The organism is Sphingomonas sp. NCPPB 2930 (assembly GCF_042867205.1).
GTDB lineage: Bacteria > Pseudomonadota > Alphaproteobacteria > Sphingomonadales > Sphingomonadaceae > Sphingomonas.
In genome coordinates this window covers 1-24046 of sequence record NZ_JBHZQU010000002.1, presented here as the reverse complement: position 1 = coordinate 24046, position 24046 = coordinate 1, and the positions used below count along the sequence as shown (strand labels likewise).

General features: G+C 67.5%; 20 protein-coding genes and 1 tRNA gene. 5 read left to right on the top strand and 16 right to left on the bottom strand.

Translation table 11 applies throughout. From position 1 onward, the window contains the following. Window positions 1–310: 310 nt before the first annotated feature. From ACFX59_RS03385 to ACFX59_RS03370, 4 genes are all read right to left on the bottom strand, one after another. Window positions 311–706 (bottom strand): hypothetical protein, encoded by a 396-nt coding sequence (locus ACFX59_RS03385; RefSeq protein ID WP_387429685.1) that lies wholly within the window; start codon window positions 704–706, stop codon window positions 311–313. Window positions 707–1220: 514 nt separating this feature from the next. After that, window positions 1221–1297 (bottom strand) — tRNA-Met (locus tag ACFX59_RS03380). Window positions 1298–1352: 55 nt separating this feature from the next. Then, the gene (locus tag ACFX59_RS03375) at window positions 1353–1865 is read right to left on the bottom strand and encodes a 2'-5' RNA ligase family protein (protein WP_354295542.1); all 513 of its coding nucleotides are present in this window, start codon (window positions 1863–1865) and stop codon (window positions 1353–1355) included. Continuing rightward, window positions 1862–3781, bottom strand: a complete 1920-nt coding sequence (locus ACFX59_RS03370; protein WP_387429682.1) for a potassium transporter Kup — start codon at window positions 3779–3781, stop codon at window positions 1862–1864. The genes ACFX59_RS03375 and ACFX59_RS03370 overlap by 4 nt, the downstream gene beginning before the upstream one ends. A 480-nt stretch (window positions 3782–4261) precedes the next feature. On the opposite strand from ACFX59_RS03370, the gene ACFX59_RS03365 reads away from it, so the two are divergent. Beyond that, window positions 4262–5539: a threonine ammonia-lyase gene (locus ACFX59_RS03365; protein ID WP_387429680.1), complete on the top strand. Its 1278-nt coding sequence runs from the start codon at window positions 4262–4264 to the stop codon at window positions 5537–5539. A 128-nt stretch (window positions 5540–5667) separates the two neighbouring features. Continuing rightward, window positions 5668–6465, top strand: a complete 798-nt coding sequence (locus ACFX59_RS03360; protein WP_387429677.1) for an arginyltransferase — start codon at window positions 5668–5670, stop codon at window positions 6463–6465. Window positions 6466–6517: 52 nt separating this feature from the next. Here ACFX59_RS03360 and ACFX59_RS03355 read toward each other — a convergent pair whose 3' ends face one another. The 4 genes from ACFX59_RS03355 to ACFX59_RS03340 form a co-directional block, all read right to left on the bottom strand. After that, complete coding sequence (locus tag ACFX59_RS03355; RefSeq protein ID WP_387429675.1) at window positions 6518–7291, bottom strand: transglutaminase domain-containing protein; 774 nt, start codon at window positions 7289–7291, stop codon at window positions 6518–6520. Then, entirely contained in the window at window positions 7291–8226 is a 936-nt protein-coding gene (locus tag ACFX59_RS03350) for an alpha-E domain-containing protein (protein ID WP_307103322.1), read from the bottom strand. Before ACFX59_RS03350 ends, ACFX59_RS03355 begins: the two co-directional genes overlap by 1 nt. After that, complete coding sequence (locus tag ACFX59_RS03345; protein WP_354295609.1) at window positions 8226–9719, bottom strand: circularly permuted type 2 ATP-grasp protein; 1494 nt, start codon at window positions 9717–9719, stop codon at window positions 8226–8228. The genes ACFX59_RS03350 and ACFX59_RS03345 overlap by 1 nt, the downstream gene beginning before the upstream one ends. A gap of 207 nt (window positions 9720–9926) precedes the next feature. Next, complete coding sequence (locus ACFX59_RS03340; protein ID WP_387429673.1) at window positions 9927–11954, bottom strand: protein-disulfide reductase DsbD family protein; 2028 nt, start codon at window positions 11952–11954, stop codon at window positions 9927–9929. Between the two features lie 67 nt (window positions 11955–12021). On the opposite strand from ACFX59_RS03340, the gene ACFX59_RS03335 reads away from it, so the two are divergent. Continuing rightward, window positions 12022–13713 (top strand): alkaline phosphatase family protein, encoded by a 1692-nt coding sequence (locus ACFX59_RS03335; RefSeq protein ID WP_387429671.1) that lies wholly within the window; start codon window positions 12022–12024, stop codon window positions 13711–13713. 126 nt (window positions 13714–13839) lie between these two features. Here ACFX59_RS03335 and ACFX59_RS03330 read toward each other — a convergent pair whose 3' ends face one another. The 6 genes from ACFX59_RS03330 to ACFX59_RS03305 all read right to left on the bottom strand — a co-directional run bounded on the left by ACFX59_RS03330 (window position 13840) and on the right by ACFX59_RS03305 (window position 21218). After that, on the bottom strand, window positions 13840–14436 hold the full coding sequence (locus ACFX59_RS03330) for a DUF1989 domain-containing protein (RefSeq protein ID WP_387429669.1): 597 nt from the start codon (window positions 14434–14436) through the stop codon (window positions 13840–13842). Continuing rightward, a complete protein-coding gene (gene gntA, locus ACFX59_RS03325; RefSeq protein WP_307103313.1) occupies window positions 14433–15152 on the bottom strand; it encodes a guanitoxin biosynthesis heme-dependent pre-guanitoxin N-hydroxylase GntA in 720 nt (239 codons plus the stop codon). The genes ACFX59_RS03330 and gntA overlap by 4 nt, the downstream gene beginning before the upstream one ends. 130 nt (window positions 15153–15282) lie before the next feature. Then, window positions 15283–17880: a methionine synthase gene (gene metH / locus ACFX59_RS03320; RefSeq protein WP_387429666.1), complete on the bottom strand. Its 2598-nt coding sequence runs from the start codon at window positions 17878–17880 to the stop codon at window positions 15283–15285. 133 nt (window positions 17881–18013) lie between these two features. Further along, on the bottom strand, window positions 18014–19060 hold the full coding sequence (locus ACFX59_RS03315; RefSeq protein WP_387429664.1) for a homocysteine S-methyltransferase family protein: 1047 nt from the start codon (window positions 19058–19060) through the stop codon (window positions 18014–18016). 257 nt (window positions 19061–19317) lie between these two features. After that, the gene (gene metF / locus ACFX59_RS03310; protein WP_387429661.1) at window positions 19318–20259 is read right to left on the bottom strand and encodes a methylenetetrahydrofolate reductase; all 942 of its coding nucleotides are present in this window, start codon (window positions 20257–20259) and stop codon (window positions 19318–19320) included. Further along, on the bottom strand, window positions 20256–21218 hold the full coding sequence (locus tag ACFX59_RS03305; RefSeq protein ID WP_387429658.1) for an ArsR/SmtB family transcription factor: 963 nt from the start codon (window positions 21216–21218) through the stop codon (window positions 20256–20258). The genes metF and ACFX59_RS03305 overlap by 4 nt, the downstream gene beginning before the upstream one ends. Before the next feature lie 125 nt (window positions 21219–21343). Between ACFX59_RS03305 and ACFX59_RS03300 the strand changes: the two genes are divergently transcribed. Next, a complete protein-coding gene (locus ACFX59_RS03300; RefSeq protein ID WP_309693246.1) occupies window positions 21344–21721 on the top strand; it encodes a hypothetical protein in 378 nt (125 codons plus the stop codon). 176 nt (window positions 21722–21897) lie between these two features. Here the strand turns inward: ACFX59_RS03300 and arfB are convergent, their stop codons facing one another. Together arfB and ACFX59_RS03290 are read right to left on the bottom strand one after the other, a co-directional pair. Next, a complete protein-coding gene (gene arfB / locus ACFX59_RS03295) occupies window positions 21898–22323 on the bottom strand; it encodes an alternative ribosome rescue aminoacyl-tRNA hydrolase ArfB (RefSeq protein ID WP_219020560.1) in 426 nt (141 codons plus the stop codon). A gap of 12 nt (window positions 22324–22335) precedes the next feature. Then, entirely contained in the window at window positions 22336–22980 is a 645-nt protein-coding gene (locus tag ACFX59_RS03290) for an RluA family pseudouridine synthase (RefSeq protein WP_387429654.1), read from the bottom strand. 49 nt (window positions 22981–23029) lie between these two features. On the opposite strand from ACFX59_RS03290, the gene ACFX59_RS03285 reads away from it, so the two are divergent. Further along, window positions 23030–23803: a M15 family metallopeptidase gene (locus ACFX59_RS03285; RefSeq protein ID WP_387429651.1), complete on the top strand. Its 774-nt coding sequence runs from the start codon at window positions 23030–23032 to the stop codon at window positions 23801–23803. The last annotated feature ends 243 nt before the right edge of the window (window positions 23804–24046 follow it).

Genomic DNA, 24046 nt, shown 5'->3' with positions numbered 1-24046 from the left:
GAATCGCGGCACGAAAATACGTCCGCCGCCCCTCTATCGCAACAATGGCCAAGATGTCATCCTTCCGCATAGGTCAGGTCGGAGGACAATGGGCATGCGGCGGATTTTGCACGGTTTCTGGATGCCCACGCGGACCGCTGACCCGCCGGGCGAGTCCTGAGGCGAAAGCGGCGAGATGCGGCCGCCGGTCGATTCCGACAGGACAGCCCGAACACCCATGGCTGCGGCAAGGCTATTCGACGCCGCGTCCCAAAAGGTGCGGATCAACCTGTGTATTGTCCGATGAAGCCGAGGCGATGCCTCGCCTTCTTCAGCCTGCGTTCCGCTGGTGATAGACCGACAGGTCGAGATTTTCGAAAGTGATTGGAATATCGCGTCGAAACATGAAGCTCGCGAGCGGCAATTCGTTGATCAGGCGGAACGTGTCCTGATCCATCGCGGGCCAATGAAAGCGCACGATACGAAGACGATGATAGCATCTCTGCTCTTCGTCCGGAAAAGGCGAACCCCAGACACAATCGCCATCCTCGATCCAGTTGCGCAACTGGACATTGATTTCGGAACCATCATCCGTCCGATAATCGAAAACCATGGGCGGAACCAAATCCGGGGAAGGCCTTTGCTTGGGCCATTCGAGCAAATCCATGACCACCCTCGCGGCCGCCCTGGCCACCCGCCCCAATCCGGCATAGCGCGCCCCTTCCATATCACATCGCGCCAGACAAATATGGAGGCATTCCGATTATACCACTGAATAAATAAGACATTTTCTGGGCGTGTTTCCCAGGCCCCAACTATATCGCCAGTTGTTTTATTAGTAAATATTTTGACGACAGACTTATTGATCGAGAACTATATGAGCCAATCTAAGTTCATCATGATATTGGACAATTTAGAATGGATGATCGAGATTGGGGCGTGGCGACTTCCATCTTATTACGAATACCAGTTTTGAGACGATGCACGCTCCGATCGCTGGCGGTCGCATGGGCATCCAACACGCTCTCGCTTGCCCAATAATCATGCGCTGGAATGGGCATCATCGCACATGGCGGGACCCGGTTTCCGGCGTCCGCAACGCCACGGGCCTTTGGGGCACGTTCGATACTGTCGGATAAAGGACGCTCGGCGTCAGCGTCGCGTGCCGATCCAGTAAGCCAGGACCGGAGACATCGGAGGCTTGGCCATCCGCGTCATTCTGAGGAAGGAAATACACCGGGTGGTAGCGAAGGAGGGACTTGAACCCCCGACACGCGGATTATGATTCCGCTGCTCTAACCAGCTGAGCTACTTCGCCATGCTAGGCGTTCCACCCGGTGGAGGCGCGCCTATAGACAGGCTATTTTCGGGCGTCAAGCGAACAAATGACGCGAAAGCATTTCCCAGGGGCCGCCGCGATACCACCAGGCCCCCAGCCCGATCACCTCCACCTCGCGCGGGCGGAAATCGCGCTCCATCTGCTGGAGGAGCAGCTTGGCGGTGGCGGGTGTCACCTTGTTCTGGATCGTCACATGCGCGCGCCAGCCGCCCGCGTCCTGCGGGGTCAGCATCCCGGCAAAGACATCGACCAGTTCGCGCCGGATCGCGACCAGTCCGGGCGATTCGATCCGAATCGCCACACCCCGGCCCAGCGACATCAGCCCGCCCGCCCGCGCCTGCGGCGCGCGTTGCCCGCGCGTCAAGCCGTTCAGCCGATGCTTCAGCTCCGCCTCGACCGAGGGCGGCAGATGGTGGAACAGCGTGCAATGCGCATCGAGCACGTTGCGCTCGGGCGGAAAATGCTGGCGGCGCAAGCCGTCGAACCAGCCCTGGTCGGCGCGCCCGAACAGCGCGGTGACGATGATCGGGGCTGGTTCGCCGCTCAAATCTCGACCTGACTGCCCAGCTCGACCACGCGGTTGGTGGGCAGGCGGAAGAATTCCATCGCGCTTTCGGCGTTGCGCAGCATCCAGGAGAACAGCTTCTCGCGCCACACCGACATGCCCGGCCGCTCGGCGGCGAGCAGCGTCTGGCGCGACAGGAAGAAGCTGGTGTCCATCATCTTGAACGCCCCGCCCGCCATCTCGACCCGCTTGAGCGCCGACGGGACGTCGGCTTCTTCCATGAAGCCGAAGCGCAGCACCAGCCGGTGGAAACCATGTCCCAGATCGTCCAGCTTGGCGCGCTCGCCCTCGGGCCAATAGGGCTGGCTCATGATCTTGACGGTCAGCAGGATGATCCGCTCGTGCAGCACCTTGTTGTGCTTGAGATTGTGGAGCAGCGCGTGCGGCACCCCCTCGGGCGAGGAGGTCATGAAGATCGCGGTGCCGGGCACCCGGCTGGCGGCGCCGGCGGCCGAATCGATGAAGATGTGGATCGGCATCGTCCCTTCGCGCAACCGCTGGATCATCAGCTTGCGCCCCGTCGACCAGGTGGTCAGGAAGGTGAAGATGATGAAGCCGACCAGCAGCGGGAACCAGCCCCCCGACGGCACCTTGGTCAGGTTGGCGAGGAAATAGGCGCCGTCGACCAGGAAGAACAGGCCGAGGAGCGGCAGCGCGGCATAGAGCGGCCATTTCCACAACCGGGTCAGCGCGACGCCGAGCAGGCAGGTGTCGATCAGCATCGCCCCCGTCACCGCGATCCCATAGGCCGAGGTCAGGTTGGACGAGGAGCGGAAGAACAGCACCAGCAGGATCACCATCACCATCAGCATCCAGTTGATGAGCGGGATGTAGATCTGACCGGCGGTCGCGGCCGATGTATGCTCGATGCGCAGACGCGGCATGAACCCCAGCTGGATCGCCTGCTGCGTGACCGAGAACGCGCCGGTGATGACCGCCTGGCTGGCGATCACGGCGGCGGCGGTGGCGAGGATGACGAGGGGAAGCTGCAACCCCTCGGGCGCCAGCATGTAGAAGGGGCTCTCCAGCGCCGCCGCGCCCTCGCGGACCAGCAGCGCCCCCTGCCCCATATAGTTCAGCATCAGCGCGGGCAGCACGAAGACCAGCCAGGACAGGCCGATCGGCCGCCGCCCGAAATGGCCCATATCGGCATAGAGCGCCTCCGCCCCCGTCACCGCCAGCACGACCGACCCCAGCGCCAGGAAGCCACGCACCGGCTCGATCAGGAAGAATTGCACCGCATAATGCGGGGACAGCGCGAACAGCACCTCGGGCGTCTGCACGAAGCTCATGATGCCCAGCACCGCGATGGCGGTGAAATAGACGAGCATGACGGGCCCGAAGAACAGCCCGACCCGCTCCGTCCCCGAACGCTGGATCTTGAACAGCACGATCAGGATCGTGATCGCGATCGGCAGGACGAAGCTGCCAAAGGCGGGGGCGGCGACCGCCAGGCCCTCGACCGCGCCCAGCACCGTGACGGCGGGGGTGATCATGCTGTCGCCATAGAAGAGCGCGGTGGCGAAGACGCCGAGCAGCACGATCCCGCGCGACCAGCGCCGCGTCTTGGTCTGCCCCGACACGAGCGCGAGCAGCGCCAGGCTGCCCCCCTCGCCCCGGTTGTCGGCGCGCATGATGATCGCGACATATTTGACCGACACGACGATCATCATCGACCAGAAGATCAGGCTGATGACGCCCAGGATATGCGCATTGTCGAGCGGCAGCGGGTGGTGCGGGTTCGCGAAGGTCTCGCGAAAGGCGTAAAGCGGGCTGGTGCCGATGTCGCCGAAGACGACCCCGATCGCCCCCAGCGCCAGGCGCCCCAGCCCCTGGGGATGGTGGGAATGGGATTCTTCGGTCGCGGTGGTGGCGATCCCGGTCGGTGCGATGCTCATGACTGGGCGATCGTGCCGGTGACGGAGCGGATCATCGGCGACATCCGTGGCAACCCTGTGATCATCGCGACGCCCTAGCATGGCCCCAAAAGGCCAGCAACGCAGGTGCCGGGCGCTTGTTGCATTCGGGCACGATTCGCGTGGGCGGCGATGCCGCAATGCAACAGTGGTAGGGCGTTCCTTCGAGGAATGGTCTCTGTGAGCGCGCCCCTGCAAAAAGGGGGACGCCTGCGGCGGCGCATGCCGTTTAGCCAGGCACGCCCCTCCCGCAGGCGGGAGGGGATGGGGGAGGGAACGCCGCGGGCGGACGGGCTCGGTGAGACATCTTGCCCTCCCCCGACCCCTCCCGCCTGCGGGAGGGGAGAGGCCCTCCCCGGCCCGCCCCGCCGCCCGCAGGAAGGGAGAAGAAGTTTCCCGCCCTCGACAACGCCGCCACCGAAACGGTTCACCTCCCGCCCCCGATCGGCTACGGCCTGATCCATGGTAACTCGCACCGCCCCAGAGGCCGCTTCGGAAATCCCGTCCTCCGTCCCTGTATCGGCCGCGCCTATCGTCACGATCGACGATGTTCGCGCCGCCCATGCGCGGATTTCGGACCGGATCATCCGTACGCCGACCCTGATCAGCCGGACCCTGTCCCAGCTGACCGGCGCGACCGTCTATCTGAAGTTCGAGAATCTCCAGTTCACCGCCGCCTATAAGGAACGCGGCGCGCTCAACACGCTGCTGCAACTGTCCGACGAAGCGCGCGCCAAGGGCGTGATCGCCGCCTCGGCGGGCAATCATGCGCAGGGCCTGGCCTATCACGCCAACCGGCTGGGCGTGCCCGCCACCATCGTGATGCCGCGCACCACCCCCATCGTGAAGGTCGTCCAAACCGAAGGGCACGGCGCGACCGTGGTGCTGGAGGGCGACACCTTCGACGCCGCCTATGCCCATGCCCGCGTGCTGGAGGCCGAGCGCGGCTATACCTTCGTCCATCCGTTCGACGATCCGCGTACCATCGCAGGGCAAGGCACCGTCGCGCTCGAGATGCTGGAGGATGCGCCCGACATCGATACGCTGATCGTGCCGATCGGCGGCGGCGGGCTGATCTCGGGCATGGCCACGGTCGCGGCGGCCGCCACCCCGCCGGTCGAGGTGGTGGGCGTGCAGGCCCAGCTGTTTCCCTCGATGTACAACCATCTGAACGGCACCACCCTGCCCTGCGCGGGTGATACGCTGGCCGAAGGGATCGCGGTCAAGCAGCCGGGCGGCCTGACCTCGCAAATGGTGGCGCAGCTGGTCCGCGAGATCCTGCTGGTCGACGAACGCCATCTGGAGGAATCGGTCAGCGCGCTGCTCCAGATCGAGAAGACGGTGGTCGAGGGTGCGGGCGCGGCGGGGCTGGCGGCGTTAATGTCGTATCCCGAACGCTTCCGGGGCAAGACAGTCGGCATCGTGTTGTGCGGCGGCAATATCGACACGCGTCTCCTGGCCAATGTCCTGCTGCGCGACCTGGCGCGCTCGGGGCGGCTGGCGCGGCTGCGCATCCGGTTGCAGGATCAGCCGGGCGCGCTTTTCAACGTCGCACGTATCTTCGACCACGAGCGGGTGAACATCATCGAGGTTTATCACCAGCGCGTCTTCACCACTTTGCCCGCCAAGGGGCTGATCACCGATATCGAATGCGAGACGCGCGACGCGCTCCACCTGCACCGGCTGATCGAGGCGTTGCGCGCGGCGGGGTACGAGACGACGCAGGTCGAACTCGCATGATCCCGATGGCGGCCGGGTCAGCGATGTCCCGGCCGACCGTCCCGTTTCCGTACGACGATACCCCCATCCCATCGGGCGGGAAGATCGCTAGACATGTGCTTCTCCCCTCCTGAAGGAACTGCCCGGCGGTGACTGCGCCCTTTCGTTTTCCGCGCTTCTTCGTCACCAGCCCGGCGCCCTGCCCCTATTTGCCAGGGCGCGAGGAGCGGAAGGTGTTCACCGAGCTCAACGGCGAACATGCCGACGAGCTGAACGAGGCGCTGAGCCGGATCGGCTTTCGCCGCAGCCAGGGGGTCGCCTATCGCCCCTCCTGCGCCGGATGCACCGCCTGCGTCTCGGTTCGGGTGCTCAGCACGGGGTTCCGCCCCAATGCCACCCAGCGCAAGCTGCTCCGCCGTCATGCCGATCTGGAGGTGACCGCCTGCCAGCCCTGGGCGACCGCCGAGCAGTTCGACCTGCTGCGCCGCTATCTGGGCGAGCGGCATCCGGGCGGCGGCATGACCACGATGGACGAAAGCGACTATGCCGACATGGTCGAGCTGTCGCCGGTCAAGTCGATGCTGATCGAATATCGCGAACCCGCCGGTCCGCAGGGGCAGCGCGGGCGGTTGCTGGGGGCCTGCCTGACCGATCGGCAGGGCGACGGGCTGTCGATGATCTACAGCTTCTTCGAGACGCAGGATGCGACGCGGCCCGGCCTGGGCAATTTCATCATCATGGACCATATCCTGCGCGCCCGCGCGGCCGACCTGCCCTATGTCTATCTGGGCTATTGGGTGAAGGGATCGGCGCGGATGATGTACAAGACCCGCTACCAGCCGCTGGAGGCGCTGGGCCCGCGCGGCTGGGCGCCGCTCCATCCCGACAATCCCGATGCCTCCGGCCCGCCCGCGGTCGAAACCGCGATCGAGGCGGGCGAGGCATAGCCGACGGCCCCTCCCCTTTCCTTCAGGGGAGGGTCGGGGTCGGGCTTATATCCTACTGGCTCGCGGCGGCCACCGGAACCCGGTCGCTCCACGCCTCGCCCGCCACCGGCGCGGCACCTGCCGCATCGAGCGCCACCGCGACCCGGACATGGCGGTCCTGCGGGCTGAGGCCGATGCTGGGATCGAACCCGATCCAGCCCAGCCCCTCGACATGCGCCTCGGCCCAGCAATGCGCGCTGGTCGCACCGTCGAGCAGCGCGAAGCCCGAGACGAAGCGGGCCGGGATCGCCAGCGACCGCGCCGCCACGCAAAAGATATGCGCCAAGTCGCACGCCCCGACCGCATCCGCAGCGAAGGCATGTCCCGCATCGGCCGCCCTCGGCCCGACCTTGTCCGCAAAGCGCCGATGCAAGGCCGCGTTCAGCGCATGGAGCGCGGCGAGCGGCCCGTCCGTGTCCTGCGTCACCTGGCGCGCGAAGGCGGCGATCGCCGCGTCCTGCGGGGTCGCGGGGGTCGCGCGCAGGAACAGCGCGGGCGGCAGCGTCTCGATGGTGCCATGGACCACGCCATGCGCGTCGCTGGTCAGCACGTCGCCGCTGGCGGTGATCGTCACCTGTTCGACCGGCCCCTCGATATAGAGCATCGTCACCGCATTGCCGAACCCGTCCTGGCCGGGGCGCAGCCGCGCGTCGCAGTCGACATCGATCCGCCAGTGCCCGACCGTCTGGTCGTCGCTGTTACCCGGTGTCAGGCGCAGCATCTGGGCGATCGCCCCGCCGCGCCCTTGCAGGCGGTGGGTGATCTGATGCTCGATGGCGATACGCATCAGGCGAACTTGAACTGACGGCCGATGGCGCCGTGCAACTGGGCATTCTCCTGGATAAAGGCTTCGAGATATTGGTGAAGCCCGCCCGCGATCACGTCGCCCGACCGCGTCTTGCCCATCCGGTTTGCGCGCACCCTCGCCATACGATCCGCTTCCCCATGCTGCCCCGTTCGCCGGGCCAATTGCCCCAGCACGTCCACCGTTTCCTCGACCGACGCCGCCAGGCTGCGCGGCAGTTCGGTGCGCGCGATCAGCAGGTCGATCACATTGGCGGGCTTCAGCCCGTCGGAATAGAGCCAGCGATAGGCGGTGACGGCGGAGACGGTCTGGAGGATCGTCGTCCACTGGTCGCGATCGACGACCCCGCCGATCCGCTCGCCCGCCGGCAGCAGGATGTGGTATTTGACGTCGAGCAGCCGCGCGGTGTTATCCGCGCGCTCGACCGCCTGGCCCAGCCGGATGAACCATGTCGTCTGGTTGCGCAGCATCCGGTGGACCGCACCCTCGAACCCGCGCGTCTCGTTCTTCACCGCCTCGACCAGGCCGAGGACGGCGGTGGGATCGTCGGCGGCGGGCTTGGCCTCGAAATGCAGCCAGGCGCGGTTGATCGCGCTCCATGCCTCGCGGGTCAGCGCGGTGCGGACCGCGCGCGCATTCGTCCGCGCCATGTCGACGCAGCGGACGATCGAGCCGGGATGGCAGCTCTCGACCGTCAGGAAACGCGCGACCTCGCGCCGACGCAGCTCGCGCCCGCCATCGGCAAAGGCGCTGGCGGTATCGGTGACGGCCAGCGCCGAGCCCCAGGCGGCCAGCCCCGCCGATCGCGGCGACAGCACATCGAGCCGGACGGTCGCCTCGACCAGCCGGGCGATGAAGTCCGCCCGTTCGAAATAACGCCCCAGCCAGTAGAGCGAGGATGCGGTCCGCGACAGCATCAGCGCGCCCCCTGCGTCTGGATCTGCGACTGCTGGCCCTGCACCTGGACCCAGCTATCCGGTTCGGGATGGAGCAGGACGAAACTGTCCTTGGTGCCGCCGCCCTGGCTGGAATTGACGACCAGCGAGCCTTCGCGAAGGGCGACACGGGTCAAGCCGCCCGGCGTCACCTCAACCCCGTTACGGCCGGTCAGGACGAAGGGGCGGAAATCGACATGGCGCGGCGCGACCCCGCTTTCCACCAGCGTCGGCACGGTCGACAGCGCCAGCGTCGGCTGCGCGATATAGCGGTGCGGCTCGGCGATCAGCGCGGCGCGGAAATGCTCGATCTGCGCCTTTGTCGCGGTCGGGCCGACCAGCATGCCATAGCCGCCCGACCCGTCGACCAGCTTGACGACCAGTTCGTCCAGATGGTCGAGCACATAGGCCAGCGCCTCGGGCTCGCGACAGCGCCAGGTCTCGACATTCTTCAGCTTGGGCTCGGCCCCCGAATAATAGCGGACGATGTCGGGCATATAGCTGTAGATCGCCTTGTCGTCGGCGATACCGTTGCCCGGCGCGTTGAGGATGGCGACATTGCCCGCCGCATAGGCCGCGATCAGGCCGGGCACGCCCAGCATCGAATCGGGGCGGAAGACCAAGGGATCGAGGAAATCGTCATCGACCCGGCGATAGATGACATCGACCTTCACCCGGCCCGCGATGGTGCGCATCCAGACGATGTCGTCGTCCACCACCAGATCGGCCGCCTCGACCAGCTCGATCCCCATCGAATCGGCCAGGAAGCTGTGCTCGTAATAGGCGGAGTTGTAATGGCCCGGCGTCAGCACGACGCAGGTCGGCTCGGCCACGCCGTGCGGCGCGACCGACTTCATCGTGGCGAGCAGCCGGTCGGGATAGCTGTCGACCGCCGCCACCCGGAACTGGCGGAACAGCTCGGGGCAGAGGCGCAACATCGCCTCGCGATTCTCCAGCATGTAGCTGACGCCCGAGGGGGTGCGGGCATTGTCCTCCAGCACGAAGAAATCGTCCGGGCCGGTCCGGACCAGATCGATGCCGCAGATATGCGCCCAGACGCCGTGCGGCGGGCGCATCCCCGCGATTTCGGGGCGGAACTGCGGATTGCCGAAGATCAGGTCGGGCGGCAGGATGCCGTCGCGCAGGATCTTCCGCTCGCCGTAAATGTCGTCGAGAAAGGCGTTGATCGCCTCGACCCGCTGGACCAGCCCTTCGGACAGGCGCGCCCATTCGTCGGGCAGGAAGACGCGCGGGACGATGTCGAACGGGATGATCCGCTCGGCCGCATCGCTCTCGCCATAGACGGCGAAGGTGATGCCCAATTGCCGGAAGGTCGCCTCGGCCGCCTGCTGGCGGCGGCGCAATTCGGTGTCGGGAGTGGTATCGAGCCAGCGGTGCAAAGCAGACAGTTCGGGGCGAGACGCAACCGCGCCCGAGCCCCCCATGATTTCGTCGAACGCGGCGATGGTCCCCATCCGGTTGTTACGCTCCCCCTTGCGGCCGGGTTCCATGCTGCACCGCATGATGGGGGCGTGCAAGGGGGGCATAGGATAATTCCTCCCCTGCAAGGGGAGGTGGCGCGCGCAGCGCGTCGGAGGGGTGTCACCCTATCGAGAGCGGGACACCCCTCCGTCAGGGCTTCGCCCTGCCACCTCCCCTTGCAGGGGAGGAATTATAGGAACTTACGCCCCCAGCTTCTCCAGCATCGACGGGGTCAGTACCTGCGGCAGGACCTGCGGTTCCTTCGCGCCGGGGGCATAATAGAGGTAGAGCGGCACCCCGGCCCGGTTGTGCCTCTCGATAAACCGTCCCAGCACGGGATCGCCATCGGTCCAGTCGCCGACCAGCACCGCCACCTTGTTGCGCTGGAACGCATCGCGCACCGAGCTGCGCTCGATCGCGGCGGCTTCGTTGACCTTGCAGCTCAGGCACCAGTCGGCGGTGAAATAGGCGAAGACCGGGCGGCCCTGCTTGCGCAGATCCTCCAGCCTGGCTTCGCTGAAGGCGGTGTCGGCGGTGGTCCTGGCCAACGCTGCGGCGGGCTTGACCGTCACCACGATCGCCACCGCCAGCACCAGCGCGGCGATGGCGGGCCAGCCCGCGCGGCCCTTGCCGCCATGCTGGCGAAGCCCCGTCCACCAGAAGCCCAGCGAGGCCAGCAACGCGGCCGCCAGCCCCAGCGTCATGCCGGTCACCCCCGCCTCCTGCCCCAATATCCACGCCAGCGCGAGCGCGGTCAGGAACATCGGCACCGACAGGATATGGCGCAGTCGCACCATCCACATGCCCGGCTTGGGCAGCCGCCGCCGCAACGCGGGCACGAAACCGATGGCGATGAAGGGAAGCGCGATGCCGATCCCCAGCCCGGCGAACACCGCCAGCGCGGCGGCGGCGGGCAGAACCAGCGCCGCGCCCAGCGCTCCGGCCATGAACGGCCCCGAACAGGGCGTCGCGACGAACGCCGCCAGCGCGCCGGTCGCAAACGACCCTATCGCGCCCGAACGGCCCGCAAAGGCCGGGGTCGGCAGCTCGAACAGCCCCGCCAGGTTGAACGCGATCCCCGCGACGAGCAGCAGGAGGACGCCGATCACGCGCGGGTCCTGCAACTGGAACGCCCAGCCCGCGCTCTGCCCCCCTGCGCGGAGCGCCAGCAGGATCACGCCCAGCCCCACGCACACCAGCACCACGCCCGCCGTATAGGCCAGCGCCTCGGCCCGCGCATGCCGCTCGTCGCCGCCGCCACGGGCGAGGCTCAGCGCCTTGAGGCTCAGGATCGGAAAGACGCAGGGCATGATGTTGAGCAGCAGCCCGCCCAGCACCGCCCCCAGAAAGGCCAGCGCCACCGCGCCAAGGCCATGATCGGCCTCGCCGCCCGCCCCGGCGATCGCGCCCGGTTTGGCGGCGAAGGCCAGCCCCTGCCCCTCGCCGATCGACAGCACACCCGACACCGGCCCCGGCGTCGGCACGGCGGCGGCCGGGATGGCCAGGATCAGCTGGTCGCCATTGCGGGTCAGCGTCTGCGGCGCGGCATGGTCGATCAGCCCGCTGCGGTCGGGGAAGAAATAGGCGTCCTTCACCGCGACCGAGGCGGGCAGCGGGACGGCGATCCGCACGCCCTTGCCCTTCGTCTCGATCACGCCGTCGCCGCCCAGCGGCCGGGGCAGCGCGGCACGCCAGCGGTCGAACTCGGCGCGCGTCGCAGGTGCGACCGCGCCGTCGCCCACGGTCAGCGTGGTCGACAGCGTCTGGCTTTCGGGGACGCAGATGGTGTCGGTGCAGACCAGATAGTCGAGCTTCACCGACACGGGCAGCGCGGTGCCCTTGGCAAGCCCGGCGGGCACGTTCAGATCGACGAGCAGCGCGAAGGGCCGCTCATAGACATAGTTCATCAGCCCAGCGATCTTCAGCCGCCCCGGCACCGGATACCGCAGTTCGCCCGCCGTCACGCCCCGGGGCAGCGTCCAGTGCGCCTCGGTCGGCAGGCCTGCATCGCCGCCATTCTTCCAATAGCCGTGCCAGCCCTTTTCGGGCGTGGCGGCGATGGCCAGCGTGACATGGCCGCCCGCCGCCGGGGTCGCGCTTTCGGGAACGAGGCGCATCGGCAGATGGATCGCGCCGGGCGCGGCCGGTGGGCCGCTTTCCGCCATGGCGGGGGCATAGCCCATCACCATGAAAAGCGCCGTCATCAGGATGTAAAACCAACCGCGCATCGACCTTGCCCTAACCCGCTTTCGCGTTCCATAGCGTCCCCGTCCACGCTTTGCACCAAGGTTGCCCATGAACTCCCTGACTGCCGCGCTTCTCGCCTCTGCCGCGCTGTTCGCCACCCCGGCGCTCGCCCAGACCGCCAGCCCCGTGCCGGGCACCGCGCCCGCCCCCGTCGTCACCCTGCCGGGCACGCCGCAGCCCCCCTTTCCCACGACGCCGCCCAAGCTGATCGTGGCGATCTCGGTCGACCAGTTCTCCGCCGACCTGTTCCAGCAATATCGCAACCATTTCACCGGCGGCATGGCGCGCCTGCTGACCGGCGCGGTTTTCCCCTCGGGCTATCAGAGCCATGCCGCGACCGAGACCTGTCCCGGCCACTCGACCATCCTGACCGGCTATCGCCCCGCGCATACCGGGATCATCGCCAACAACTGGATCGACCAGTCGGTCGGGCGCGCGGACAAGATCGTCTATTGCTCGGAGGACGAGCGCGTCGCGGGCAACGACCATAACAACTACACCGTGTCGGACATGCACCTGAAGGTGCCGACGCTGGGCGAGCGGATGAAGACCGCCGACCCGCGTGTCCGCACCGTCTCGGTCGCGGGCAAGGACCGCGCCGCCGTGATGATGGGCGGGCACAAGATGGACGAGATCTGGTGGTGGGACGGCAAGACCTATGTCTCCTATGCCGGACGCACCGTGCCGCCGGTCGTGGAGCGCACGCGCAAGGCGGTCGCCGATCTGGTCGCCCGGCCGCAGGCGCCGCTACCGCTGCCCGGCTTCTGCAAATCGCTCGACCGGCCGATCACGGTCGGCAGCCAGACCCTGGGCACCGGCCGGTTCCAGCGCGCGGCGGGCGACCTGAAGGCGTTCCGCGTCTCGCCCGCCGCCGATGCGGCGGTGCTGGCGATGGCGGCGGGCTTCGTCCAGGACATGAAGCTGGGCCAGGGGCCGCAGACCGACATCCTGTCGGTCGGCCTGTCGGCGACCGACTATATCGGCCATGCGCTGGGCACCCAGGGGGCCGAGATGTGCATCCAGATGGAGGAGCTCGACCGCTCGCTGGCGGGCTTCTTCGACGTGCTCGATGCGACCGGCGTCGACTATGAGGTGATGCTGACCGCCGACCACGGCGCGCATGACATGACCGAGCGGCAGCAGATCCGCGCCATGCCGATGGAAAGCCATATCGCGCCCGAGGCCAAGACCAAGGCGATGTCGGCCGCGATCGCGCGCGACATGGGCCTGTCCAACACCCCGCCGATCATGACGAGCGCGGAAGGCGACATCTATATCAACCGCGATCTGCCACCCGCCACGCGCGCGAAGGTGCTGGCCGAGGCGAAGCGCCGTTACGAGGCACTGCCGCAGGTCGCCGCCGCGCTGACCCGCGACGAGATCGCCGCGACGCCCTGGCCCACCACCCCGCCGGAGACCTGGACGCTGAAGGAGAAGGCGCGGTCCTCCTACGACCCGACGCGTTCGGGCGACCTGCTGATCCTGCTCAAGCCGCGCGTGACGACGATCGAGGAAGCCGCACCGGGCTATGTCGAGACGCATGGTTCGCCCTGGGACTATGACCGCCGCGTGCCGATCCTGTTCTGGCGCAAGGGCATGGCCGGGTTCGAGCAGCCGCTGTCGGTCGAGACGGTCGACATCGCGCCGACGCTGGCGGCGACGATCGGACTGCCGATCCCCGGCGTGGACGGGCGCTGCCTGGACCTCGATCCGGGTGCTGCGGATACGTGTAAGAAGTGATGCTTATTCCTCCCCTGCAAGGGGAGGGGGACCGCCGCGAAGCGGTGGTGGAGGGGTGTCCCCACTGGCCGCGACACCCCTCCGTCAGCCCTCCGGGCTGCCACCTCCCCTTACAGGGGAGGAATGTCAGGGGCGCTCGACCCTATATTCGATCGGCTTGAAGCTCCCGCCGTTCGACGCAGGTGCGGAACAGGCGGTCAGGCCGATCACCAGATCCATATGCGCCATGAAGCGGATATGGTCGCCGGGTCCGCTGAGCGGCGGCAGCACCTCCAGCTTGCCGGTCGTCCCGTCGACCGGCACGTTCATGAAGCAGTTGAACGCCACCGGAATCCGGTCGGGCACCACGCCGAAAGGCGCCAGGGCCGCCGCCAGATTGCCGAAACATCCGCGATGGCGCGGAAGGTCGGGATAGAAATGGTCGAACGTGTCGACCGAGCAGGGCGTCAGCAGGAAGTCGTGCATCCCCACCGTATCCGCGACGATCTCCAGCATCACCCGCGAGCGGTTGGAATAGAGCTTGTGCCCGGTGGTCAGGCGGATCGTCTCGGCATAATCGAGCGTCCGGCCCGACGAGATCACCTCGTCCAGATCCTCCGCGTTGAAGGCGAGCAGATCGGCGACCTGTCGCCCGCGCGGGTCGATGACGGTCAGGCTGTCGCCCCTGGCCATGCGAAAGGCGTCACCGCTGCGGGGCGGAATCTCGACCGTCGTCGCGCTCATCGACCGGCCCCGGCATCCGTGCCCGCATAGTGGAAGGGGCAACGCCAGCCCTCCTCCACCGCGCGACCGCTATATTGCCGGGCCTCGCTCATCTCGCCATGGCGCGCCAGCATCGGGTTGCGCGATCCCGCCAGCGCCTCGTCACGGACCATGATCTTCTCGCGCATCCCCTCATATTTGCCCTGGGCGCGCAATATCTCGAACTGGTCATGCAGGTTGAAGATCATCGCGGGACGCGGGAAACGCCGCGCGGGGCGGCTGGCGTTGGGATGCAGCCCGACGACGAAGAACGCCTCGCCGCCGAACGACAGCGAGAAATGCGGGTCTTCCGGGTCGGCGCTGACCCGTTCGTCCCAGTCCTGCCCCAGCCAGACATCCTTGTCCGACAGCGACTGTATCCGCGCCCAGATCGCGCGCTCGAACGCGGCTTCGTCCAGCTGCTCGGGTCCGGCGAACACCACCGCCAGGCTGCGGAACAGCTGCGGCTCGGCGCGATAGCGTTCGGCGAAACGCCGCAGCCGGTCATGGATGCGCAGATCGTCCCAGGCGCTGGCGATGTCGCGCGCGCCCAGAATATCCAGCGTCCCCCGCGCCATCGCCGCCTTGGCGCCGACGCAAGGGAAATCCGCTGCCGCGATATGCGCACGCAGCAGCTCGGCCGATTGCGGCTCGCTGGGATCGTGCGCGGGGAAAAGGCTGCTTCCGGTTTTCGACATGGGATGCCCCAACGCGACGCGATGGGCAGCGTTCCCAAAAAGCCTTTATATCCTATGTGATTAGCATCGACTGCTCGCTTGCCTTGATAATAATCAAGATCAAGCCGTCAGGAATCATTAAACGCCCCGATCAATCGAGATTGGGGCGCAACCACCGGGTCGCCTGCGCGACATCGACCCCGCGCCGGGTGGCATAGTCCGCCACCTGGTCCTCGCCGATCCGCGCGACGCCAAAATATTCGGCCTGGGCGTGCCCGAAGTAGAAGCCGCTGACCGCCGCCGTCGGCAGCATCGCGAAGCTGTCGGTCAACTCCAGCCCGACCGCGCTCTCCGCCCCCAGCAGGTCGAACAGCGTCCGCTTGATGCTGTGTTCGGGGCAGGCGGGGTAGCCCGGCGCGGGGCGGATGCCGCGATATTGCTCGCGGATCAGCGCCTCGTTGGTCAGCTGCTCGCCCGCCGCATAGCCCCACAGGTCGGTGCGGACATGCGCATGGAGCCGCTCGGCGAACGCCTCGGCCAGACGGTCGGCCAGAGCCTTGAGCAGGATGTCGTTATAATCGTCATGCCCCGCCCGGAAGCGTTCGATATGCGCGTCGATGCCGTGGATGCCGACCGCGAAGCCGCCCATCCAGTCGCCCGCCGGGTCGATGAAGTCGGCCAGGCACATATTGGCGCGGCCTTCGCGCTTGGCGATCTGCTGGCGCAGGAAGGGGATGCGGGTCTCCTCGCCCCCGGCGGTCAGGATCACATCATCGCCGTCGCGACGGCACGGCCAGAGCGCGGCGACACCGCGCGCGGTCAGCCACTTCTCGGCGATGATGGTGTCGAGCATGGCCTGCGCATCGGCGTAGAGCCCGCTGGCGCTCTCGCCGACCACTTCGTCGGTCAGGATGGCGGGGAAATTGCCCGCCAGTTCCCAGGCGCGGAAGAAGGGCGTCCAGTCGATATAGTCGCGCAGGTCGGACAGGTTCCAATCCTGATAGACATGCACGCCCGGCTGCTTGGGCTCACCCGCCTTCAGCGCCATGTCCGCGACGAAGCCGCGCGCACGGGCTTCCTCCAGCGGCAGCAGGGCATTGGCCCCCTTCCCCTCGCGCGCCTTGCGGACGGCTTCGTAATCGGCGGCGACCTGCGCGACATAGGGGTCACGCTGGGTGTCGGACACCAAGGTCGTCGCCACGCCGACCGCGCGGCTGGCGTCGAGGACGTGCACCACCGGCCCCGAATAGGCGGGCGCGATGCGCAGCGCGGTATGGACCTTCGACGTCGTGGCGCCACCGATCAGCAGCGGCATGGTCATCCCCGCCCGCTGCATCTCCTCGCCCACCGTCACCATCTCGTCCAGCGAGGGGGTGATCAGGCCCGACAGGCCGATCATGTCGGCGTCATTCTCGACCGCCGCCGCGATGATCTTCGACCAGGGGACCATGACGCCCAGATCGACCACCTCGAAGCCGTTGCACTGGAGCACGACGCCGACGATGTTCTTGCCGATGTCGTGCACGTCGCCCTTCACGGTCGCGAGCACGATCTTGCCCTTGCCCTTGGCGCCGGGTTCCTTCGCCGCCTCGATGAAGGGGAGGAGGTGTGCGACCGCCTTCTTCATGACGCGCGCGGACTTCACCACCTGCGGCAGGAACATCTTGCCCGATCCGAACAGGTCGCCGACGACGTTCATGCCGTCCATCAGCGGGCCTTCGATCACCTCGATCGGGCGGGCAAAGGCCTGGCGGCATTCCTCGGTATCGTCGACGACATGCGCGTCGATGCCCTTGACCAGCGCATATTCCAGCCGCTTGGTGACGGGCAGGCTGCGCCACTCCGCGGCCTGCTTCTCGGCCACCGCATCGGTGCCGCGATAGCGCTCGGCCAGCGCCACCAGACGCTCGCCCGCTTCCGGGTCGCGGTTGAGGATCACATCCTCGCAGGCGGTACGCAGTTCGGGATCGATCGTGTCGTACACGTCGAGCTGGCCCGCATTGACGATCGCCATGTCCATGCCCGCCGGGATGGCGTGGTAGAGGAACACCGAGTGCATCGCGCGGCGCACCGGCTCGTTGCCGCGGAAGCTGAACGACAGGTTCGACAGGCCGCCCGAGATATGGACGTGCGGGCAGCGCGCCTTGATCTCGCGACACGCCTCGATGAAGTCGACGCCGTAATTGTTATGCTCTTCGATGCCGGTCGCGACCGCGAAGACATTGGGGTCGAAGATGATGTCCTCGGGCGGAAAGCCGATCCCCATCAACAGGTCATAGGCGCGCGCGCAGATTTCGACCTTGCGCGCCTGGGTGTCGGCCTGCCCCACCTCGTCGAACGCCATGACGACCACCGCCGCGCCGTAAGCCATGCAGCGACGGGCATAGTGGAGGAACGCCTCCTCGCCTTCCTTCATGCTGATCGAGTTGACGATCGGCTTGCCTGACACGCACTTCAGGCCCGCCTCGATCACGCTCCATTTCGAGCTGTCGATCATGATCGGCACGCGCGCGATATCGGGTTCGGCGGCGATCAGCTTGAGGAAGGTGGTCATGGCATATTCGGCGTCGAGCAGCCCTTCGTCCATGTTGACGTCGACCACCTGCGCGCCATTCTCGACCTGGCTGCGCGCCACCTCCACCGCGCGGGTGTAATCGCCCGCCAGGATCATCTTCTTGAACGCCGCCGATCCGGTGACGTTGGTCCGCTCGCCGACATTGACGAAACTGGTGGAGGTGTTGGTGGTCATTGGTTCTTCTTCTTAGCCCTCTCCCCTCCGGGGAGAGGGTTGGGAGAGGGGCTGTGTCTCACTGAGAGGCCGGTCTCTACGAGACCCCTACCCCTCACCCAACCCTCTCCCCGGAGGGGAGAGGGCTAGAAGGTCAGGCGGCCATGGTGAACGGCTCCAGCCCTGCGAGGCGGGTGACGACCGGCGGGGTCGGGATGGTGCGGGGGGTCATGCCCTTCACCTTGTCGGCGATCGCCTTGATATGCGCAGGCGTCGAGCCGCAGCAGCCGCCCAGCACATTGACCTGCCCCTCGACCGCCCATTCGCCGACCAGACCGGCGGTGGTGACGGGTGCCTCGTCATAAGCGCCCAGCTCGTTGGGCAGCCCGGCATTGGGGTAGATCATGATGAGCGTGTCGCAGATTTCCGACAGCGTCTTGACGTGCGGACGAAGCTGCTCCGCCCCGAACGAGCAGTTCAGCCCTATGGTCAGCGGCCGGGCATGGCGAACCGCATGCCAGAAGGCCTCGACCGTATGGCCCGACAGGTTGCGGCCCGACAAGTCGGTCAGCGTCATCGACAACATGATCGGAATGTCGCGGCCCAGCGCCTCGCCCGCCTCGATCGTCGCCATGATCCCGGCCTTGGCGTTCAGCGTATCGAACACCGTCTCGATCAGGATGAAGTCCGCGCCGCCCTCGACCAATGCGTCGATCTGTTCGCGGTACACGTCCTTGAGATAGTCGAAGTCGATCTCGCGGTAACCCGGATCGTTGACGTCCGGCGACAGCGACAGCGTCTTGTTGGTCGGCCCGATCGCGCCCGCGACGAAGCGGGGGCGGCCGTCCTTCGCGGCGAATTCGTCGGCGATGCGGCGGGCGAGCTTGGCGCTCTCGACATTGATCTCCCGCACCAGATGTTCCGCGCCGTAATCGGCCTGGCTGATCCGGTTGGCGGAGAAGGTGTTGGTCTCGGCAATGTCCGCCCCCGCCTCGAAATAGGCGCGGTGGATGGCCTCGGGCACCTCGGGCTTGGTCAGCGCCAGTATGTCGTTATTGCCCTTCTGGTCATGGGACAGGCCCAGCGTTCCCGCATAGGCCGCCTCGTCCAGCTTCCAGTTCTGGATCTCGGTGCCGAACGCGCCGTCGGTGATCAGGATGCGCTTGGCGGCTTCGGCCAGGAAGGTTTCGCGGGTCGTCATCGTCTTGGCTCCTGCTCTGGCGAGCGGTTGTTCGTCTGGTTCGGGTGCGCCGCAAGCGTCACCGCCTGTGGCCCTGCCCTCCCCCATCCCCTCCCGCCTGCGGGAGGGGCGTGCTTGGGTCGTAGGTTATGCGCCGTCGCCACCCCGACCCTCGAATTCATCTCTCCCCTCCCGCAGGCGGGAGGGGCCGGGGGAGGGAAAGCCCCAGGCGACACGGCCTGCCATATCGCCCCCGCCCTACCCCCGAAGGGTTAAGATCACGCCGCGGCGACCGCCTCGCCCTTCTTCCCCCGCACGCCCAGCAAATGGCTGATCGCATAGGCCAACTCGGCGCGGTTGAGCGTGTAGAAGTGGAACCCCTTCACCCCGCCCGCATAGAGGCGGCGGCACATCTCGGCGGCGATGGTGGCGGCGACTAGCTGGCGCGCGCCGGGATGATCGTCCAGCCCCTCGAACAGACGGTCCATCCATTCGGGGATCGCCGCGCCACACATCGCGGCGAACTTGCGGGTCTGCGCGACGTTGGACACCGGCAGGATGCCCGGCACGATCTCGGCGGTGATCCCTGCGGCGGCGGCGGCATCGCGGAAACGGAAATAGGCCTCGGGCGAGAAGAAGAATTGCGTGATCGCGCGGTTGGCGCCCGCGTCGATCTTGCGCTTCAGATTGTCGATATCCGCCTTCTGGTCCGCCGAATCCGGGTGACATTCGGGATAGGCCGCGACCGAAATCTCGAACGGGTGCAGCTTCTTCAGGCCCGCGACCAGATCGGCGGCATTCTCATAGCCGCCGGGATGGCTGACGAAGCGCGCGCCCTCGGCGGGGGGATCGCCGCGCAGCGCCACGATATGGCGGACGCCCGCCGCCCAATATTCCTGCGCCACCTGGTCGATCTCTTCGCGGGTCGCCTCGACACAGGTCAGATGCGCGGCGGCATCCATCGTCGTTTCGCGCTGGATCCGCGCGACGGTCGCATGGGTCCGCTCGCGGGTCGAGCCGCCCGCGCCGTAGGTCACCGACACGAAGCGCGGGTCCAGCGGCTCCAGCGTGCGGATCGCGTCCCACAGCTGGGCGTCCATCTTCTCCGTCTTGGGCGGGAAGAATTCGAAGCTGACCGCGATATCGCCGCCCACATCGGCGAACAGCGGTTCCTCATGCGCCAGCGCGGCTTCGGCCCGCGTCAGGATCGTGTTCGTCATGCCGCCTTCACCCTATTCGTCTCGACGGGCCGAAGCCCCTTCTTCACACCCAGCCAGAGCTTGACGGTCAGTTCGCCGCCCTCCAGCGTCTCGGTTCGCGCCAGCGTCAGCCCCGCCGGGCCGAACCATCCGGCCATCTGTTCGTCGGCGAAACCCAGGCGGCTATGCGCCGCCTTCTGCCGCAATTCCTCGCGGTCGTGCGGCGCGAAGTCGGCGATCAGCAGCCGCCCGCCCGGCCCCAGCACCCGCGCCGCCTCGGCGATCGCCGCGCCCGGCTGCTGCGCGAAGTGCAGCACATGGTGCAGGATCGCGATGTCCGCCGCGCCATCGCCCATGGGCAGCGCATAGAGGTCCGCCTGCCGCAACTCGGTATTGGCGCGGCCGTGCAGCTTGGCGCGGGCCAGCCGCAGCATCTCCGACGAGCGGTCGATGCCCAGCGCCGAGTCCGCCCGGTCGCCGAACAGCTCCAGCATCCGCCCGGTGCCCGTGCCGATATCGATCAGCGCGCCCAGATCGCCCTCGCCGATCAGGCCCGCCATCGCCTCCTCGATCTCGCTGTCCGCGACATGGAGCGATCGGATCGCATCCCACTCGCCCGCATGATCCTCGAACCAGGCCGCCGCGCTCGCCGCCCGGTCGGCGCGCACCGCCGCCAGCCGCGCGACATCGGCGACCATCCAGGGGTCGGGCGCATCCGCCGTCCAGCGATCGAGCGCCGCCATCATCGGCTCCACCGCCTCGCGGTCGCCCAGCGCGACGAAGACCCAGCTGCCTTCCTTGCGGCGCTCGGCCAGTTCGGCATCGACCAGGATCTTCACATGGCGGCTGACGCGCGGCTGGCTCTGCCCCAGCACCTGCGCCAGTTCGCCTACCGACAGCTCCATCGACCGCAGCAGCGCCAGGATGCGCAGCCGCGTCGGATCGCTGAGGGCGCGAAAGATTTCGAGCGCATTGGCCATGGATCACGATATAAAGATATCTTTATATGCGGTCAACGGAGCGAACAGATTTCGGCCGACACGGACCCGAAACGGATAATCTGCGTTGGCACGCCGATCATATGTTTGAAACGGGAGTGTTTGCCATGAAGAAGGCCCTGATCCTCGCCCTGACCGGTGCCGCCGCCTTGTCGCTGGCCGCGTGCAGCGAAAATGCCCAGCAGCAGACCGAGCAGGCCGCCGACGCCATCGGTTCGGACGTGAAGGCGACGACGCAGAACGCCTCGGACGATGTCGAGGCGGCGACCGCACGCGCGCTGAACTCGGCCGAGAATGCCATGGACAAGGCGGGCGACAAGCTGGACCGCGCCGGTGACCGGGCTGCGGCGCATGCCGACCGCGCAGGCGACAATATCGACCGTGGCCTGGACCGGGCGGGCGACAAGATCGAGCAGGGCGCAGACAATGCCCGCCAGGCGACCGGCAACGCGCTGGTCCGCGCGGGCGAGGATGTCCGCCGCTAAAGGGTTCGCCCTTCGGCAATGGGAAGCGGGTCGGCGATCAGTTCGCCGGCCCGTTTTTCTTGGGCGATTCGCATGGCCTTCGACTTCGCTCAGGCTGAACGGACGTTGGAATATGGGGCCACAAACCCCTCACGCCGTTCAGCCTGAGCGAAGTCGAAGGCCACGCCCCGGCGCTTTCAGTCGAACCGGACCTTCCCCCGCCCCGCCTTCACCTGCGCCCGCCCCTTCTTCGCATCGACCCGCCGGGTCTGGGACGCGCGGGTGGGTTTGGTCGGACGGCGCTTCTTGGGCACGATCGTCGCCTCGCGGATCAGGTCGATAAGCCGCTCGCGCACCTCGCGCCGGTTCATCTCCTGCGAGCGGCTGGCATCGGCGCGCAGGGTCAGCACGCCGTCCTTGCTCAGCCGCTGCCCCGCCAGCACGGCCAGCCGCATCTTCACCGCCTCCGGCAAGCTCGGCGAGCCGCCCACGTCGAAGCGCAGCAGCACCGCGCTGTCGGTCGTGTTGACATGCTGCCCGCCCGGCCCGGAGGCGCGAGTGAAGCTCTCGGCGATCTCGCGCTCGTCGATCGCGATGGCGCGGGTGACGGGGATCAGCGCCATCGCCGGTCCACCCTAGTCGCGAAACGCGCCGAAGCGTTCGGGCAACGGGGCCTCCGCCGTGATCGGGTCCTTGGTCTCGCCGCGCGGCAGCGTCAGGCTGGCGGCGTGGAGCAGCATCCCCCCCGCCTCGCCCGCGCCATACACGGGATCGCCCACCACCGGCGCGCCGAGGCCCGTCGCGGCATGGACGCGGATCTGATGCGTGCGGCCGGTTTCGGGACGGAACTCGACCAGCGTCCGCCCGCCCTCATGGCGCAGCGCGCGCCAGCCGGTACGGGCCGCCTTGCCCGCCGGATCGGCGACGATCCGCCAGCCCTCTTCGCGCGTCGAGACCTTGGCGAGCGCCAGGTCGATCATCCCTTCGCCCTCGACCACGCCGTTCAGCACCGCCAGATAGCGCTTCTCGACCAGCCCGGCCTCGAACGCCTGCTGGAAGCGGGCATGCGCCTTGGGATTGCGCGACAGCAACAGGCAGCCGCTGGTGTCGCGGTCCAGCCGGTGGACCGCGGTCGGCCAGCGCTTGAACCCGAATTTGAGCGATTCCAGATGGTTTTCGAGGCTGATCGACCCGTTACGGGGCCGATCGACAGGCAGGCCCGCCGGTTTGTCGATCACCAGCGCTTCGCCGTCGATGAATAGAACGCGATCTCCGTGCATGCCGCTCCCTTGCCACCGTGCGCGCCGACATGCCAGAGGCGCGCGCGTCATGCCGACCGCCCCCGCCTTTTTCCTGCGCTTCCTGGCGCTGCTGACGATCGCCGCGATGCCCGTGACGGCACAGGCGCAATCCTGCGACGGCGCGCTGCCGCCGCCCGGCCCCGACGGCCGGGTCGCGGGGCATTTCGCTTACGGCGACGCGCCGCCCGAGGACATCGTGCCCGCCCCGACAGGCTTCGGCCTCAAGCCCTATTGCCGCCTGCACCGGGCGATGATCCCCGATCTTCAGCGGCTGCTCGACGCGGCCCGCCGCGATCCGTCGGTGGGGGGCACGCTGCGCGGCCTGTCCTGCCACCGCGAGGTCGCGCGCCAGCGCAACGTCTTCTGCCGCGACCGCAGCGTGTCCGCCGCCGAGCGCGCCGTCTCGGTCGCGCCTGCGGGGCATAGCGAGCATGCGACCGGCTATGCGCTGGACTTCGCGGTCCGCCCGGCCAAGGGCTGCCCCGATGCCGAGGCCTGCATGGCGGCGACCCCGGCCGCACGCTGGCTGATCGCCAACGCGCCGCGCTTCGGATTCGAGATGAGCTTCCCGGCGGGCAACAGGCAGCGGGTGAAGTGGGAGCCGTGGCACTGGCGCTGGGTCGGCACCAGTCCGACCGAACCGGGCGCGGCACAGGCGCGGGCGGTCTTTGCGAGGGCACGCGCGCAGTTTCCCGCCGATCCGGGCGTGCGCGATCCGTTGAATGTGGTGGTCACGAGCCAGCCGCCGGTGCCGGTGACGGCTCCGCCGGTGCCGGTGAAGACGAAGGGCAAGCGGCGATAGGGTTTCCCGTGGCCTTCGACTTCGCTCAGGCAGAACGGGGTTTGGTATCCAGCCCAGTTCCCCAACCTCCGTTCAGCCTGAGCGAAGTCGAAGGCCAAGCCCGACACGAAGAACGGGGACACCCTTCGGCACCCCCGTCCCCAGGTCGGATCGATACTAATAATCGCTTCTTCCCTCTCCCCTGGACAGGGGAGAGGGTTAGCGAAGCTTGCCAGCCTGCTGGCTAGCGCAGCTTGGGTGAGG